Raw genomic sequence first — 14,877 nt, forward strand, 5'->3', positions numbered from 1 at the left:
CACCCTCCCTTTTCTCAATGAGCATAAGCTAAACGATACAACAAGATAGCTGCTTTCTGCGTCTGTATAGGCAATGACTTAATGTCCAATGTTTCTTTTTCCGAATGAGCACCCGTACCAACAGGACCTAAACCATCTAAATTAGCTTGCGTAATCCCGGCAATATGAGAGATATCAGCGGCTCCCCGCAAGCCCGGATCTAGAGCCGAGACGGGCCCGTAACCCAAGCTAATACTAATTGCACTATATTTTTTAAGTAGTTCAATATTATTAGCGGTGGGGGGCATACTTGGAATTCCTTCCTGAAAAGTAACGGTCCCAGTAGTGCCCGATAAATGTTGATTTACTATCTTCGCGATATTCTCTTTTGCGCTAATCTCCTGTTGAGGAGATATAAAGCGTAAATCACCTGTAGCCATTGCGGTTTTAGCAATTCTGTTATCCTTTCCAAAAGCTTCACCTCCAAAATTGTCCTTATTATAATTAAGGCTAGTCCCAGCTAATATCAGTCCGGGACTAAAAGTTAAATCTTTTTCAGCGCCCAGTTGATTACGCGTCGTATCGAGAATGCGAGTCAACTCAAAAATAGCACCATAACCTGCAGATTTTTTAAATATTCCCATTGAATGGCCACCATTACCTTGCGTATTTAGTTGCCAGTGATCAACTCCACGACGGGCAATAGTTACCGTATTGGGGAGTGTAACCCACTCAAAACCTAAAGCGATATCACTCTGCTGAGCTGCTTTAAATAACGGTTTTCTCGAAATACTGGTGGGTTTTCCTGAATCCTCCTCATCTCCAGTCAGGACAATCGTAATATTCATATCACCCAAAACATTAGCATCCTGCAATGACTTTAAGGCATAAAGAATGACTACATCTCCGCCCTTATCATCGATTACACCGGGTCCAGTCGCTTTATCTCCGTGACGTTCAAATTTCTGGAATAGGCTTTCCTTTGCAAACACTGTATCAAGGTGCCCAATTATTAATATCTTTTTCCCTTTTACGCCTAGATGTTCTGCAACTAAAGTTCCGGCTCGTTGCATATAACTTGGTTCTTCAACCCAATAGGTCTTAAAACCAAGTTGCTCGAAGCGAGGTCTTAAAATTTCTCCTATTTGACGAACACCAACAATATTAGCCGTACCACTATTGATATTGACCAATTTCTCTAATAATGAGAGTTGTTCTAATTGCTGCTTAGCAATGTAAGCTTTTATTTGAGTTTCTATGGGCGTTGCCTGAGCTTTCACTATGTGTGCAAAAAGTAACTGGGAACATAAAATAATGAATAAAAATGCTTTCATATGATTTTATAATTGTAATATAGGATAATAATAGCCTATCGATTGTATGAAAAGTATAGTAGCTTATCAATAATTATTTGGGTAGCATCGAGCGGGTTGAATTGGCTTAACTGACATTTTAACTGATCCAAATTTTCATAGCTTTCAAACAGTGTCTTAAGTAATTTCTCATCTGAAAATTCTTCAAAATAAATAACCTTACTTAAGCCTTGATGAGCAAAGTATTTTGCGTTGTCAATTTGATCTCCTCGACTCGCTTTTTTGGATAAGGGTAACAAAATATTTGGTTTGTTTAAGGCCAATAACTCGTAAATGGAGGTTGCGCCCGCTCGGCTAATCACTAAATCCGCACTAGCTAGAACATCAGCAAATTCACCTTGTAAGTATTCGAATTGTTTATAATCTTTAATTTCTGCAAAAGCAGGATCGGATTTATTTTTACCGCAAATATGAATGACTTGAAATTTTGCTGTTAGGGGGTTTATTAGACGACGAATACATTCATTTACAACGGTCGAACCCAAACCACCCCCCATAATTAATAAAACCGGTTTTTGTTTATCTGCAAAACCACAAAATTTTAAACCTTTTTCTGGATTTCCATGTAGTAAAGAATCGCGAATAGGCATACCTGTCAATAATACTTTAGAAGTATTCTTAAAATACTTAACGGTTTCAGGAAATGTAATGCAAATCAATTTTGCAAAAGGAAAGCTGAGACGATTGGCTAAACCAGGAGTTAAATCAGATTCGTGAATCACCACAGGAATGCCATTTAATTTAGCTGCGATAACGACCGGCAAAGCAACAAAACCACCTTTTGAAAAAATAACATCAGGCTTAATTTTTCGGCAAATTAACAAACTTTGCATGGTGCCTATCAATAATTGAAAAGGTGTTAATAGATTTTTCCATGTCCAATACCGATGTAATTTACCCGTCGTAATAGCATAATAAGGAATTTTTAAGGGTTTAATCAACGTATGTTCTATACCCTTTTTAGAGCCGATATAAAAGATATCAATACCTTTATTCTGTAAAGCTGATATTAAAGGCAGACTGGGCGTAACATGTCCTGATGAGCCACCGCCGGTAAAAATAATCTTAATTTTTTTTTTCATAACACAAAATCAAACCGATGGATTGGAATTCAGCTCTAATTTACCTTCAAGGTGTACATCATGCGGAACTTCTGGGGGTAATATACCTTCATCAGCAAAACGCTTCCATAAACTAAATAAAAACTGCGAACGAACTCCCGAACGTGAACTAATGTGATTCAGATCAACATAATATTCAACTTTAAATTCTAACAAAATTTTATCAATCTCCTTAAAATAAACCTCTGGTTTAGGATTTGTTAAAATTTTAGGTATCGTGGCCAACACTTCTAAAATAATATCCTTCACTCCTTGTGGATTATCTTTTCGATTAGTTTTAATGGTCACCAAAGCACGAACGACGCTATCACGATGCGTCCAATTAATAAAATTTTTGCTAAAAATATCCGCATTAGGCACTAATAATTCCTGTCGATCATCTGTAGTTATAGTAATAGAACGTCCACCAATGTGTGATACTTGTCCATCATAATTTCCCACTGTAACCCAATCACCCACCTTTACTGGTCTTTCTATCAATAGGAAAATACCTGTAATAAAATTATTAAATATATCTCTTAAACCCAAACCGACACCTAAAGAAAACCCACCTAAAATAACGCCAATATTCCCCAAAGTTAAGCCTAAAATATTTAAACCTACCAAAATTCCGATGGCAATAAGCGTATATTGCGTAAATATAGCTAAACTATTACGTAAACCAAGATCTTTTGTATGAGCAAACAACCAACGATAAGCGAATTCACGAGACCAATGGGCTATCCAAGTTAATATCACCACCAATACAGCTAATTGAACAATTGTTAACCCAGTCACAATCGCCGTACTAGCTATAACGAATAATTTCTTAGAAAGTAATTTCGCAAGACTCATCTTTAGTAAAGGAATACGATCTCCCCAGCCGTAAAGTTCAAATAAGCCCAATATTGATAAAAATAATAATGCTAATTTTAAAATTTGATGAAATGGTTTCAATAAAGATTGGCTCCATAACCAACCATTTCTAAAATGGCGAATACATTGCTCGGAGACCCAGCGAACTAATTCATCTAAAAGACCCCTAAGCAACAGATAAGCAGTTAAAGCGACTAAAAATAAACCTTGATAGTGTGCAATAGCCCAAGCCAACTCGACATAACCCACTAATCCTATTAAGGCATTGGTTAATAAACTGAATGGTATTAAGAAACTTAACCAGCGAATTACCCGTTTTAAATAAGCATGTTTATTTTCTATATAAGGTTCAAGCAATGTAGGAACAACTTCCCAACCTTTCATTAAAACTAAAGCCACAATGAGTAGAAACAACATAAATAAACGACCAAACAAATCCTGAACTTCATAATTAACGGGTAATTGATTAACTAAAATAGTCGCTATGGTCACTATACCGCCGATCAATAAAGTGGTTCGCAAGCGATAATAGAGTTTGACATCATGACCGCTTTCATCGGTGGTATTTTCAAGCAATAAAATATGGGCAAGCTGTATAACTATGCTAAATATTAAACAAACAACGCCCATACTAATAATTAAAGAAAATAATTTAATAGATATATTTAATAAAAACAATAATCCTATTAAACCTGCCAATAACATAATTCCGGATAAATGCCGCTGTAGCAGTTGCAATACTACTATTACTGTTTGTGCTGAAAAAAAACCTCTACTACGTTGTTGCAAACGTACTCTATCCACGGCTAAAAATCGTCTTAGTTTTAACCAAGTAGCAAACCAGATAAGCACGCCAAGTAATACAATGAACCATTGCCAATTTGATACTAATTCTAATTTATTGAAGACAGGCTCATATAGACCTGCTAACTTATCTATCGTTAATTGTGGGATTTGAAAAATGGTTTGGCCTAAACCGATCCAAGCGTTCAGATTCCAACCTGGCAAAGCCTGTCTATTTGCAAGTTGTAGTTTTAATTGTTTTGCTATAAGAACTTTTTGCGCATCGGCTTCTTTGGTCAATTGTTGCATTTTTGCAAACAAATGTTGATAGCCAAGAATAATTTCTCTTAATGGGGCTAATTTTACCTGATCATTCGCAAAATTAGGTTCTCTCTCTTGGAGATCTTTATTGATTAAACTCAAATAATTTTGTAGAAATTTGATTTTATTATTAAACAAGCTAGTTGAAGTATTGATTTGATCACTTAGATTTTCAATTTGATGCTGCAAATTGCTGAGTGTGCTTAAGGATAATTTTTGATTAAATGCAGAAGCTAAATCTTGTAATTTATTAGATATTTTAGCGGTATTCAGTTCTGTCTCGAGTAAATTATTTTTTTCTTCTGCTTCAAATATATTAAACTCTATTTGATCATAAGCGTAATTATTGATAAATCCGGTTATTTCTGCCTTTTTTAATTCTTCACTCCATTGATTTAGGCGTTGCATCCATTTCTGTTGATCTTGTTGTAGACGTCCGGCTAATACATCTAGAGATTCTTGCCGATGCGTTTGTTGCTGTAACTGATAATTTCTTTGTAAATTTTGTCGCCATTCTTCAGCAAAATTAATAGTTTGTTGCACAGTATCACGTGCACGTTGCAAAACCTTAATACGCTTTTGCTGTAAGTTAAATAAATTTCGTCGTTCTTGCAAAGTTTGTTGTAATTGCGTCTGTTGTTGCTGAACATCTTGGGAAGAAGATATGCCAGGTGTTGAAATTTCCCATTGATCGGGCGTGTTTCGAATAGAATCTTGGATCAAATCGGTAGTTTGTTGGGTTGTTTTTAGGCTTAAGCTAATACTTTCTAAATCAGCTTTTGCCATAGCAATCAATAAATCCAGGTGTGCTAGAGATTGTTTGCTAATAATAGGTAAAGCGGCTTTCTGCTCATTACGCAAGCCCTGCAGCTTTCTTTTAAGTAAATCACTACGTGTCTGCTCAGCAACCAATTGTTGCTGAGTCAAATTCACTAAAGGAGATCCATTAAGCTCAGCATAAGCTGGGGAATAAAAACCGCCTAATAAAATAACTAAAAAAACAAATAGTTTGTACAAACTATGCCTCAGGGTAAAGGTAAAGGTTGCTCAGTTACGTTTATAACGTCCTTTGAAGAAGCGCGCCATTTCATCCAAACGTAAACAGGTGCGCTACTAAGTAATAATAATGTCCCATAAAATACCGTTTCTTTACCGGAACCTATGATAACCCAAAAAGAGTAGATTCCAGCTAAAATTGCAATCGCGACCGAACCAAATAATTTTCTTCCTTTTTTAAAAAGCCCAGGATATTTAAAAAAGATAACCAACTCAGACATCGTAGTTAAAAAATACGGAATCAGCGAGGCTAAAGTTGCTAACAAGATAATAATTGTAAATTGTTTAACCAAACTATGATTTAAGGTCATCAATAATAGTAAGGAAATTAAAACACTAGAAATAACTAAACCTACAATAGGTGTCCCATTTTCGGTTTTTTTTAAAAAAATACTCGGAAAAAGTTTATCTTGGGCGGCCGCTAATGGAATTTGACCTTGAAGTAAAATCCAACCATTCAAAGCACCTAAACAAGAAATAACTGCCCCGATGGCCACTAAAGTACTTCCCATGGGTCCAAACATGATGTTTGCCGCGTCGGCATAGGGAGCATTAGAATGCGCAAGCGCTGTTAACGGCATGGCCCCCATCACTGCAATGCTACTCAATATATAAACAACTGTGGCGATTATTACTCCCAAAATAGTCGCTTTAGGAATAGTGCGAGTCGGGTTGTCTACATGCCCCGCGGGGACCGAAGCCGATTCTAGACCGATAAAAGACCATAAAGTTAACGTTGCTGCGCCACTAAATGCGCTTAAATTAGATTTACCGGATAAATTGAATGCACTCAAAAAATGGGGATGAATATAAAAAATGCCAACAAAGGCAATAAGTAATAATGGAATCAATTTTAAAATGGTTGTCAATAGCTGAAAAATGCCCGCATGCCGAACACCTAAAATATTGATAAATGTCATTAACCAAACCAAACTAATACTCACCAAACAAGACCATAGTGCATTTTTAGCCAGTAATGGCCAAAAAAAACTTAAGTATCCTGTTAAAGCAACAACTATTGCAGCATTGCCTACCCATAGTGCAATCCAATAATTATAAGCCATCTGAAATCCAATAAAATCACCAAATGCCTCTCGACAATAGGCATAAGGCCCTCCTATAAGGGGCATCACATTAGCTAGCTTAGCAAATACTAATGCTATTAACAAAGCGCCCACCGCTGTAGCGATCCAAGAAAGTAAGCTAATACTGCCATAGGCGGCCAAGGAAGCGGGTAATAAGAAAATTCCTGAGCCTATCATGTTACCTGTAACTAGAGCGGTTAACATCCACAGCCCTAATTTTTGTTGTTTCATCTTTTTGGACATTTTGAATCTAACCTCTGAGTTTTGCGCAGAATAAAACGCTGTGTCATTATACCCATCTCATATCCTAATGCGAAAAGTTTTATGCCTAAAATTCCCGGCCTTTATGTAGTTGCTACCCCTATAGGCAATCTAGAAGATTTTAGCGCGAGAGCGATAGAAACTTTACAAAATGTTGATCAAATTGCCGCCGAAGATACTCGCCATAGTCAAAAATTACTTAAGCATTTTGGTATTACCACACCATTAATTTCATTACATGAACATAACGAAACCGTTTCCAGCAAAATTCTTTTAGATTCCCTAAAAAAAAATCAATCTATCGCCTTGATTAGTGATGCGGGAACACCCTTGATTAACGATCCGGGTTATCGTTTAGTTAAATTAGCTCACCAACAGGGAATTCCGGTTATTCCTATTCCCGGCCCTTGTGCGTTAATAACTGCTTTATGCGCTTCGGGTTTAGGCTGTGATAGATTTATTTTTGAAGGGTTCTTACCTGGAAAAAATATCGCCAGACAAAAAAAATTGCTAGAATTCTTATATGAAACACGGACAATTATATTCTATGAAGCACCCCATCGTATTCTAGAGTTAATAGATGATATGCTTGTTGTATTTGGACCCAAACGTTATGTAGTTTTGGCCAGAGAATTAACAAAAACCTTTGAAACCATTCATGGAGATAATTTAGAACAATTGAAAAATTGGTTAAACTCAGATAAAAATCAACAAAAAGGAGAATTTGTTGTCCTAGTGGAAGGAGCTGAGTATCTAAGCCTAAATGAAATTGACACACAGAGAATTTTAGGGATCTTATTAGATGAATTGCCGATTAAGCAAGCAACTTCGCTAGCTGCTAAAATAACTCATGAGAAAAAAAATAAATTATACGCTTTGGCGTTGGCTATAACGGGTAAATAATATGAATGATAATACTTTTGAAATCTTTCAACGAGGAACTACTGAAATACTTGTTGTTGATGAATTAAAGCATAAATTAAAAGAAAATAGACCTTTACGCATTAAAGCGGGCTTTGACCCAACCGCTCCCGATCTACATCTCGGTCATACTGTACTTATCAACAAACTGCGTCAATTACAAGATTTAGGTCATGAAATTGATATTATCGTAGGTGACTTTACTGCACTTATTGGTGACCCCTCCGGTAAAAATGCAACACGCCCGCCCTTAAGCGTGGATCAAGTTACAGCCAACACCAAAACCTATCAACAGCAATTTAATAAAATATTAGATCCTAAAAAGACTAATGTGCGATTTAACTCTGAATGGTTAGGAAAATTATCAGTTACCGACCTAATTAAACTAGCATCCTCCTATACTGTAGCAAGAATGCTAGAACGAGATGATTTTCATCAACGTTACCGTCAGCATCAATCAATTGCCATTCATGAGTTTTTATATCCTTTACTTCAGGGTTATGATTCTGTCGCTTTAAAAACAGATTTAGAATGTGGTGGCAACGATCAAAAATTTAATTTATTACTGGGAAGAGAATTACAAAAACATTTTAAACAAAACCCACAGATAGTTTTAACCATGCCTTTGCTAGAAGGTTTAGATGGCATCCAAAAAATGTCTAAATCTCTGAATAATTTTATTGCTATCGATGAACCGGCAAACGATATGTTCGGAAAAATTATGTCGATTTCTGACGAGTTGATGTGGCGTTATTTTGAATTGCTTTCATTCAAAAAATCTTTAAATGACATTAAATCGATGCAAGAAGAGGCAATGAAAGGAATAGTCAACCCGCGTGATTTTAAAATTGAATTAGCCTTAGAAATTATTGAGCGTTTTCACACCAAAACAGATGCTGAAAAAGCGTTACAGGAATTTCAACATCGGTTTAGAGATGGTGCTATCCCTTCAGAAATTAAAGAATTGAATATAGGCATATCTGGAGAGAATATATCGATTGCGAACTTATTAAAGCAAGCAGGTTTAGTTACAAGTACGTCAGAGGCATTGCGATCAATTGAGGCAGGCGCTGTTAAAATAGACTCGATAAAAATTGAAGACAAGAAATTATTAATTAAATCTGGCACTAGTCATATTTACCAAGTTGGTAAAAGGCGCTTTGCTAAGGTCATTGTTTTAACTCGATAAAAATGTAGAATACCAATAAGAAACCTAAAATCTTTTAAGGAAAAGAAAAAATATGCCAGACAATATCTTTTACTATGTTGTAGGAAGCCCTATAGCTTTTACAATTCCGGAACAGGAACGGAGCTTTAGCCAAACTAGTTTATATCAAGTATATAGAAATGATATAAAACTTACAGAAATTATAGAGGCTTTTCCACCAAAAAATAAAAAAATTGAAATATTTTTTACAGAAGAAGATGCTTTAGAAGTTTCCCGTAGTTTGCGTGAAGGGGAGAATTATGACGTAATGAAACAACCCGCAATTTATAAGGTCAAAATCAAACAAGCTTTGGAAGATAGCCCAGCTCAAAAATCACTTGCCATTAATGGAGAAGGCTTACTTTTTAGAAATCACTCTTACGATCAAAAACAGCGCACATCTAACGTAGAGTGTTATGAAATTTATAATGATGATACTATCGAAATGATTGAAGTTCACTTTAAAGTTCATAAATTAGATGAGGGTGAATATCATACTGCGTATCCGTCATTTCTTTATAAGGATAGAGACAAAGTGCACCTTGCTGAAGAACAAAAATCTGCTTCTCAAAAGCAATATAAATCAATGATCAAGGCCGGTTTATTTGCAGCAGTAGGTGTAACAGTAGCAGGTGCTTGTTATGTTTATAATCATGTTGATATATCTGTATCTTTTAAAAACTAAATCAAAAAATTAAAGGGGAACTTAGAATTCGTAGAGTAACTTATTTACCCTGCTCGACTTGCACCTGCTAATTCCAGGCGTTTTAGGTAGTGCTCCCAATATTGAGCATGATGCTTAGCCAAGTCATATAATGTTTCCCAACTATAGATTCCTGACTGATGATTATCATCAAAGATCAATCTGATAGCGTAATGACCGACTGATTCTATGTTGATGATATTCACATTTTTTTTGCCGCTAACTAATTTTCCTTCGCCATATCCATGCCCCTTAACTTCCGCAGAGGGCGAAAATACTCTTAAATATTCGCAAGGCAAACTAAATTTTTCACCATTATCAAACAGAATTTCTAATATTCGGGTTTTCTGTAGAAGTTTTATATCGCTAGGAGTAGGAAGCATGTTATAAAATAAAATGACTGGTATCTTGATCTTGCGCTAAAGGTGTTAGATGTTTATCTACGTAATTAACATCAATGTTTACCTTTTTATCCGTATAATCTGTCGCTTCAAAAGATATCTCCTCCAGCAAACGTTCCATTACAGTATATAAACGACGCGCGCCAATATTCTCTGTCTTTTCATTGAGATCATAAGCAATTTCAGCGATACGTTGTATGGCAAGCTTATCAAAATCTAATTCTAATTCTTCAGTCCCCAATAAAGCCTGATATTGCACGATTAATGATGCTTGTGGTTCCACTAAAATACGTTCAAAATCTTTTGCTGTTAATGCCTTTAGCTCCACTCGAATGGGCAAACGACCTTGTAATTCAGGAACTAAATCGGATGGTTTTGATAAATGAAATGCACCGGCTGCAATAAACAGAATATGATCCGTTCGGACCATGCCATATTTCGTCGAAACAGTACAACCTTCAATTAAAGGTAATAAATCTCGTTGCACCCCTTCACGTGAAACATCTGCACCGCTTATTTCACCTCGACGACATACCTTATCGATTTCATCAATAAAAACTATTCCGTATTGTTCCACCCATTCTATTGCTTTACGTTTCAAATCTTCTTCATCGAGTAATTTGCCTGCTTCTTCTTTTTGAATCACAGCTAATGCATCTTTTACCTTCATACGACGAGTGCGTGTACGGGCTGTGCCAATATTTTGCAGCATATTTTGCAATTGGTTAGTCATATCTTCCATACCGGGAGGGCCCATGATCTCGACCCCAGCGGGTAAAGCAGCTAACTCTACATCTATTTCTTTATCATCTAAAAGTCCTGCTCGCAATTGCTTGCGGAAAACATTTCTTGCTATAGATTTTTCTTTATTCTTAAGCTCATCCGTCGCTTCACCTTTTGCTGGGCGAGACGGAGGAACAAAGCTATCAATAATTTTACTTTCCGCCGCCTCTAGAACCTGGGGCTGAAGGCGATTAATCTCTTCTTCACGTAAAAATTTAAATGCGGAATCCACTAAATCTCTAGGAATAGAATCTACGTCTCGCCCAATGTAACCTACCTCAGTAAACTTGGTAGCTTCTATTTTCAAAAAGGGGCAACCCGTAATTTTGGCGGCGCGACGACCAATTTCAGTTTTACCTACGCCGGAAGGACCTATCATGAGTATATTTTTCGGTGTTACTTCATCTCTTAACACAGGTTCCAATAACATACGACGTTTACGGTTGCGCAAAGCAATCGCAATCGCTCGTTTAGCTTCATTTTGCCCTATAATAAAACGATCGAGTTCGTGCACTATTTGTTTAGGGGTCAAATCGATTTTACTTAAATAGTCTACTCCAACAGGCAAATCCGCATCATTGTTGGCTTGATTTAACTCTTCTGAAAAATTAGCATCCATCATAGTTAGCTCAGAAACTTGATTGGTTTCATCGGTAGGTGTATCAATTAAGTCGAACAAATTAGTTTTCATTTTTAAATAAGTAATTAATTTATAGTTAGTTTATTATTTTTTAGTGTTCACAGAATCAATTTCTTCAATGGTACGTTGGTGGTTTGTGAAAACACAAATATCAGCTGCAATGATTAAACTTTTCTCAACAATACTACGGGCATTGAATTTAGTATTTTGAAATAATGCTAATGCCGCTGATTGTGCATAAGATCCACCGGAGCCTATGGCAATTAAATCATGTTCTGGCTCTATGACATCGCCATTTCCACTTAACATAAAAGATTTTTCTTTATCAGCAACTAAAAGCATTGCTTCTAAACGTCGTAAAACTCGATCGGAACGCCAATCCTTCGCAAGTTCTACCGAAGCTCGGTCTAGTCGTCCATTACATTCTTTTAGTTTATTTTCAAATCGTTCGATTAATGTAAACGCATCGGCTGTTGCGCCTGCAAATCCAACTAATACTTGTCCATCATATAATTTGCGAACCTTGCGCGCATTTCCCTTTAAAACAATCGCATTACCTAAAGTCACCTGACCATCTCCACCAATGACGACTTTACCGTTACGACGAACCAATAATATTGTTGTACCATGTAATGACTGCACTATTTAGCCTTTAAATTTGTAGTATTTGAAACTATCACTATGGTGGCTAACTTACCCTTTTCAAGGGTCCCAAAGAATATACTCCCCCCGTTTATGGGGTAATTTTAATCAAAATGGCTGCTAACCCGGCTTCATTTAATCGTTTCTTTTCCTGCGTGAGCTTATTTAAATCTGAGGGTCCCATAACGATCTGGTATATTGGCTTTCCATTAACTAAGCTGATTTTTTTTTGCACAGAAAATCCTTTCAACAGGGCTTGGGCCTGCAACTGTTCTGCATGAGTTCGATCTGTAAAACTTCCCAACACGAGCATATAAACTTCGTTATTAAATTTGCCCATTTCTTCTTCCAACTGCTTTTTAGCCTCAGCAATAGCTACTTGCTCTGGGGTTGGGCTTAACATTGCATCTATGGGCCTATGCCCAGAATCAGTATGAATAGACGTGCGCATATCATTGGGCAAAGCTATTTCCTTCATTGCAGAATCAACATTTGATGATAAATTCGAATTTTCCTGAGGCAGGATATTATAGAAATCAAATTTTGGTTCTGGTGATTGAGGCGCGGGTGCTTCGATATTCTTTTTATTGACTATCTTTTCGGCAGACTGAATGGGTTTTCCTTTATGAATAGGTTTGAGGAAAAATAAACCTAAAATAAATAAAGCGACTGAAACTCCTAGCATCACCCAAATATAACGGTGGTTTTTACGTCTAGGAGTGAGATATTTATATTTTGTATATTTCTTCGCATAATCTTTTGCCATTACATTACTTCCAAAGTCTCTACACCTAATAGGCCTAGGCCATTTTTAATTACTTGTGCAATTGCAACAATTAAATTGATTCGAGCATTTCGCAAATGTTCATCCTCGAGCAGAAAAACAAAAGAATTATAATAAACATGAAAGCCTTGCGCTAAATCTCTCAAATAGTGTGCAATGATATGCGGCTCGTAAGAAATAGCTGCTAACTCCAATATTTCGGGATAACGATTTAGTAAAACTAATAAATCCAGTTCTTGTACTTCCTTTAATTCTTTAATCGCCTTCATCCCTAACGGTTTATCCCAAGTCCACTGTTTTGCAGTGAGTTGACGCATGACACTACATATTCGTGCATAAGCATATTGTACGTAATAGACAGGATTAGCATTCGACTGCTCCTTAGCAAGCTCAAGATCAAAATCCATATGCTGATCTGCACGTCGTAGTACATAAAAAAACCGCGTTGCATCAGTTCCTACTTCTTCTCGAAGCTCTCGCAAAGTAATAAACTCTCCGCTACGAGTCGACATCTGATTTTTTTTATCGCCGCGATAAAGAATAGCGAACTGCACTAATAAGGCCTTTAAACTATCCGCGGAAAAACCTAAAGCTTGGATAACCGCGCGAATTCTAGGCACATAGCCATGATGATCTGAACCTAATACATTAATTATTTTTTTAAACCCACGTTTTTCTAAAATACACAGCCGGTAAGCAGCGTCTGCAGCAAAGTAGGTGGGCTGTCCATTTTCGCGAAGTAATACCCGATCCTTATCATCACCAAAGTCTGTCGATTTAAACCATAAAGCTCCATTAGCTTCATAGGTTTTTCCACTTTCTGTTAAACGTTTTATGGTTTTATTGACAAAACCGGTATCAAATAAACTTTTTTCTGAAAACCATTCATCAAAATTTACTCTAAAGGCACTCAGATCTTCTTTAATATCAATTAAAATAGAGTTTAAACCCGCATGAAATATCTTTTCGTAGTCGTCCGGGCCTAATAAAGACTTAGCATTGGCGATAAGACCATCAATATGATGTTCCTTATTACCACCTTGAGGCTCGTCAATAGGGACATCCTTAAATACCAACTCTACGGTTTTGAAGAAATTCTTACCATATTCTGAAAAAATTTGTTCTGCAATCTTATGAACATAGCTTCCTAGATAGGCATTACTAGGGAAAGTAAATTTTTCTCCACAGATCTCTAAATAACGCAACCAAACACTAGTTGCCAAAATATCCATTTGCCTTCCGGCATCGTTGATATAATATTCTGCGCAAACTTGATAGCCTACTGCTCTCAATAATCTTACTATAGAATCCCCATATGCAGCCCCACGACCATGGCCTACATGCAAAGGGCCAGTGGGATTAACCGAAACAAACTCAACCAAAACAGGCTCATTATTGCCTAAATTTGAAACCCCAAATTGTTTTGTCTGGCTTAAAATTTCTTCGATAACTGGATACCAAAAAGATTTTTTTAAAAAGAAATTAATAAACCCTGGCTTTGCTATTTCAATTTTTTCTAATTTGGAGTTTTCTGAGGAACAATCTATATTCGATTTTATTTCTTCAGCTAATTGCAACGGAGATATTTGTAATTTCTTCGCAAGAACTAAGGCAATATTACTAGAAAAATCGCCATGTGATTTTTCTCTCGCATAATCAACTTGGATAGACAGCGAAGAAGGTAAGGGCAATTCGCCCATGCTTAACAAAGCGTGTTTGATTTCTTGTTGCACTATGCGCTTCATAAGTATTAACTAATAGGTTAGAAGGACGAGATTATAGCGCAATACGCTTCAGGAAAAATATAGCCAATAAGCTGATATGCGCATTGTATTTCAAGATGGGAGCGGGCATCTTGAAATACCCACTCTCACGATGAAGATTTTCAAGAAAGAAGCCTGATTCTCTTCTTGGATGGCTATACCACATGGATTAAATGCTTAATCTTTACTGGTAAATAGC

The 14,877-nt window shown here is 36.5% G+C and carries 12 protein-coding genes; 3 read left to right on the forward strand and 9 right to left on the reverse strand.

Annotated features, from left to right (window positions below):
* Positions 1 to 14 precede the first annotated feature (14 nt).
* From AAHH40_RS07045 to AAHH40_RS07060, 4 genes are read right to left on the reverse strand one after another with little or no spacing between them, the layout of a single operon-like run.
* Entirely contained in the window at positions 15 to 1,313 is a 1,299-nt protein-coding gene (locus tag AAHH40_RS07045; protein WP_342219963.1) for a M20/M25/M40 family metallo-hydrolase, read from the reverse strand.
* 35 nt (positions 1,314 to 1,348) lie between these two features.
* A complete protein-coding gene (locus tag AAHH40_RS07050; protein WP_342219964.1) occupies positions 1,349 to 2,434 on the reverse strand; it encodes an undecaprenyldiphospho-muramoylpentapeptide beta-N-acetylglucosaminyltransferase in 1,086 nt (361 codons plus the stop codon).
* A 9-nt stretch (positions 2,435 to 2,443) separates the two neighbouring features.
* Complete coding sequence (locus AAHH40_RS07055; RefSeq protein WP_342219965.1) at positions 2,444 to 5,449, reverse strand: mechanosensitive ion channel domain-containing protein; 3,006 nt, start codon at positions 5,447 to 5,449, stop codon at positions 2,444 to 2,446.
* A gap of 8 nt (positions 5,450 to 5,457) precedes the next feature.
* Positions 5,458 to 6,816 (reverse strand): amino acid permease, encoded by a 1,359-nt coding sequence (locus AAHH40_RS07060; protein WP_342219966.1) that lies wholly within the window; start codon positions 6,814 to 6,816, stop codon positions 5,458 to 5,460.
* An 81-nt stretch (positions 6,817 to 6,897) separates the two neighbouring features.
* On the opposite strand from AAHH40_RS07060, the gene rsmI reads away from it, so the two are divergent.
* The 3 genes from rsmI to AAHH40_RS07075 are packed head-to-tail and all read left to right on the forward strand — an operon-like array spanning position 6,898 to position 9,647.
* Positions 6,898 to 7,737: a 16S rRNA (cytidine(1402)-2'-O)-methyltransferase gene (gene rsmI / locus AAHH40_RS07065; RefSeq protein ID WP_342219967.1), complete on the forward strand. Its 840-nt coding sequence runs from the start codon at positions 6,898 to 6,900 to the stop codon at positions 7,735 to 7,737.
* A 1-nt stretch (position 7,738) separates the two neighbouring features.
* Positions 7,739 to 8,944: a tyrosine--tRNA ligase gene (gene tyrS, locus AAHH40_RS07070; protein WP_342219968.1), complete on the forward strand. Its 1,206-nt coding sequence runs from the start codon at positions 7,739 to 7,741 to the stop codon at positions 8,942 to 8,944.
* Between the two features lie 52 nt (positions 8,945 to 8,996).
* Positions 8,997 to 9,647: a hypothetical protein gene (locus AAHH40_RS07075; protein ID WP_342219969.1), complete on the forward strand. Its 651-nt coding sequence runs from the start codon at positions 8,997 to 8,999 to the stop codon at positions 9,645 to 9,647.
* A 44-nt stretch (positions 9,648 to 9,691) separates the two neighbouring features.
* Here the strand turns inward: AAHH40_RS07075 and AAHH40_RS07080 are convergent, their stop codons facing one another.
* The 5 genes from AAHH40_RS07080 to argS form a co-directional block, all read right to left on the reverse strand.
* A complete protein-coding gene (locus AAHH40_RS07080; protein WP_342219970.1) occupies positions 9,692 to 10,048 on the reverse strand; it encodes a DUF971 domain-containing protein in 357 nt (118 codons plus the stop codon).
* A gap of 1 nt (position 10,049) precedes the next feature.
* Positions 10,050 to 11,387 (reverse strand): ATP-dependent protease ATPase subunit HslU, encoded by a 1,338-nt coding sequence (hslU, locus tag AAHH40_RS07085; protein WP_342220817.1) that lies wholly within the window; start codon positions 11,385 to 11,387, stop codon positions 10,050 to 10,052.
* 186 nt (positions 11,388 to 11,573) lie between these two features.
* The gene (gene hslV, locus AAHH40_RS07090) at positions 11,574 to 12,131 is read right to left on the reverse strand and encodes an ATP-dependent protease subunit HslV (protein WP_342219971.1); all 558 of its coding nucleotides are present in this window, start codon (positions 12,129 to 12,131) and stop codon (positions 11,574 to 11,576) included.
* 91 nt (positions 12,132 to 12,222) lie between these two features.
* Positions 12,223 to 12,897, reverse strand: coding sequence for an SPOR domain-containing protein (locus AAHH40_RS07095; RefSeq protein ID WP_342219972.1), 675 nt, complete (start codon positions 12,895 to 12,897; stop codon positions 12,223 to 12,225).
* Positions 12,897 to 14,660 (reverse strand): arginine--tRNA ligase, encoded by a 1,764-nt coding sequence (gene argS / locus AAHH40_RS07100; protein WP_342219973.1) that lies wholly within the window; start codon positions 14,658 to 14,660, stop codon positions 12,897 to 12,899. Before argS ends, AAHH40_RS07095 begins: the two co-directional genes overlap by 1 nt.
* Positions 14,661 to 14,877: the final 217 nt, after the last annotated feature.

The organism is Rickettsiella endosymbiont of Miltochrista miniata, from assembly GCF_964031245.1.
Taxonomy (GTDB): Bacteria; Pseudomonadota; Gammaproteobacteria; order Diplorickettsiales; family Diplorickettsiaceae; genus Aquirickettsiella.

Coding starts and splice junctions, on each gene's coding strand:
- AAHH40_RS07045 (WP_342219963.1), bottom strand. CDS start 1,313: ATGAAAGCATTTTTATTCATTATTTTATGTTCCCAGTTACTTTTTGCA.
- AAHH40_RS07050 (WP_342219964.1), bottom strand. CDS start 2,434: ATGAAAAAAAAAATTAAGATTATTTTTACCGGCGGTGGCTCATCAGGA.
- AAHH40_RS07060 (WP_342219966.1), bottom strand. CDS start 6,816: ATGTCCAAAAAGATGAAACAACAAAAATTAGGGCTGTGGATGTTAACC.
- rsmI (WP_342219967.1), top strand. CDS start 6,898: ATGCCTAAAATTCCCGGCCTTTATGTAGTTGCTACCCCTATAGGCAAT.
- tyrS (WP_342219968.1), top strand. CDS start 7,739: ATGAATGATAATACTTTTGAAATCTTTCAACGAGGAACTACTGAAATA.
- AAHH40_RS07075 (WP_342219969.1), top strand. CDS start 8,997: ATGCCAGACAATATCTTTTACTATGTTGTAGGAAGCCCTATAGCTTTT.
- AAHH40_RS07080 (WP_342219970.1), bottom strand. CDS start 10,048: ATGCTTCCTACTCCTAGCGATATAAAACTTCTACAGAAAACCCGAATA.
- AAHH40_RS07095 (WP_342219972.1), bottom strand. CDS start 12,897: ATGGCAAAAGATTATGCGAAGAAATATACAAAATATAAATATCTCACT.
- argS (WP_342219973.1), bottom strand. CDS start 14,660: ATGAAGCGCATAGTGCAACAAGAAATCAAACACGCTTTGTTAAGCATG.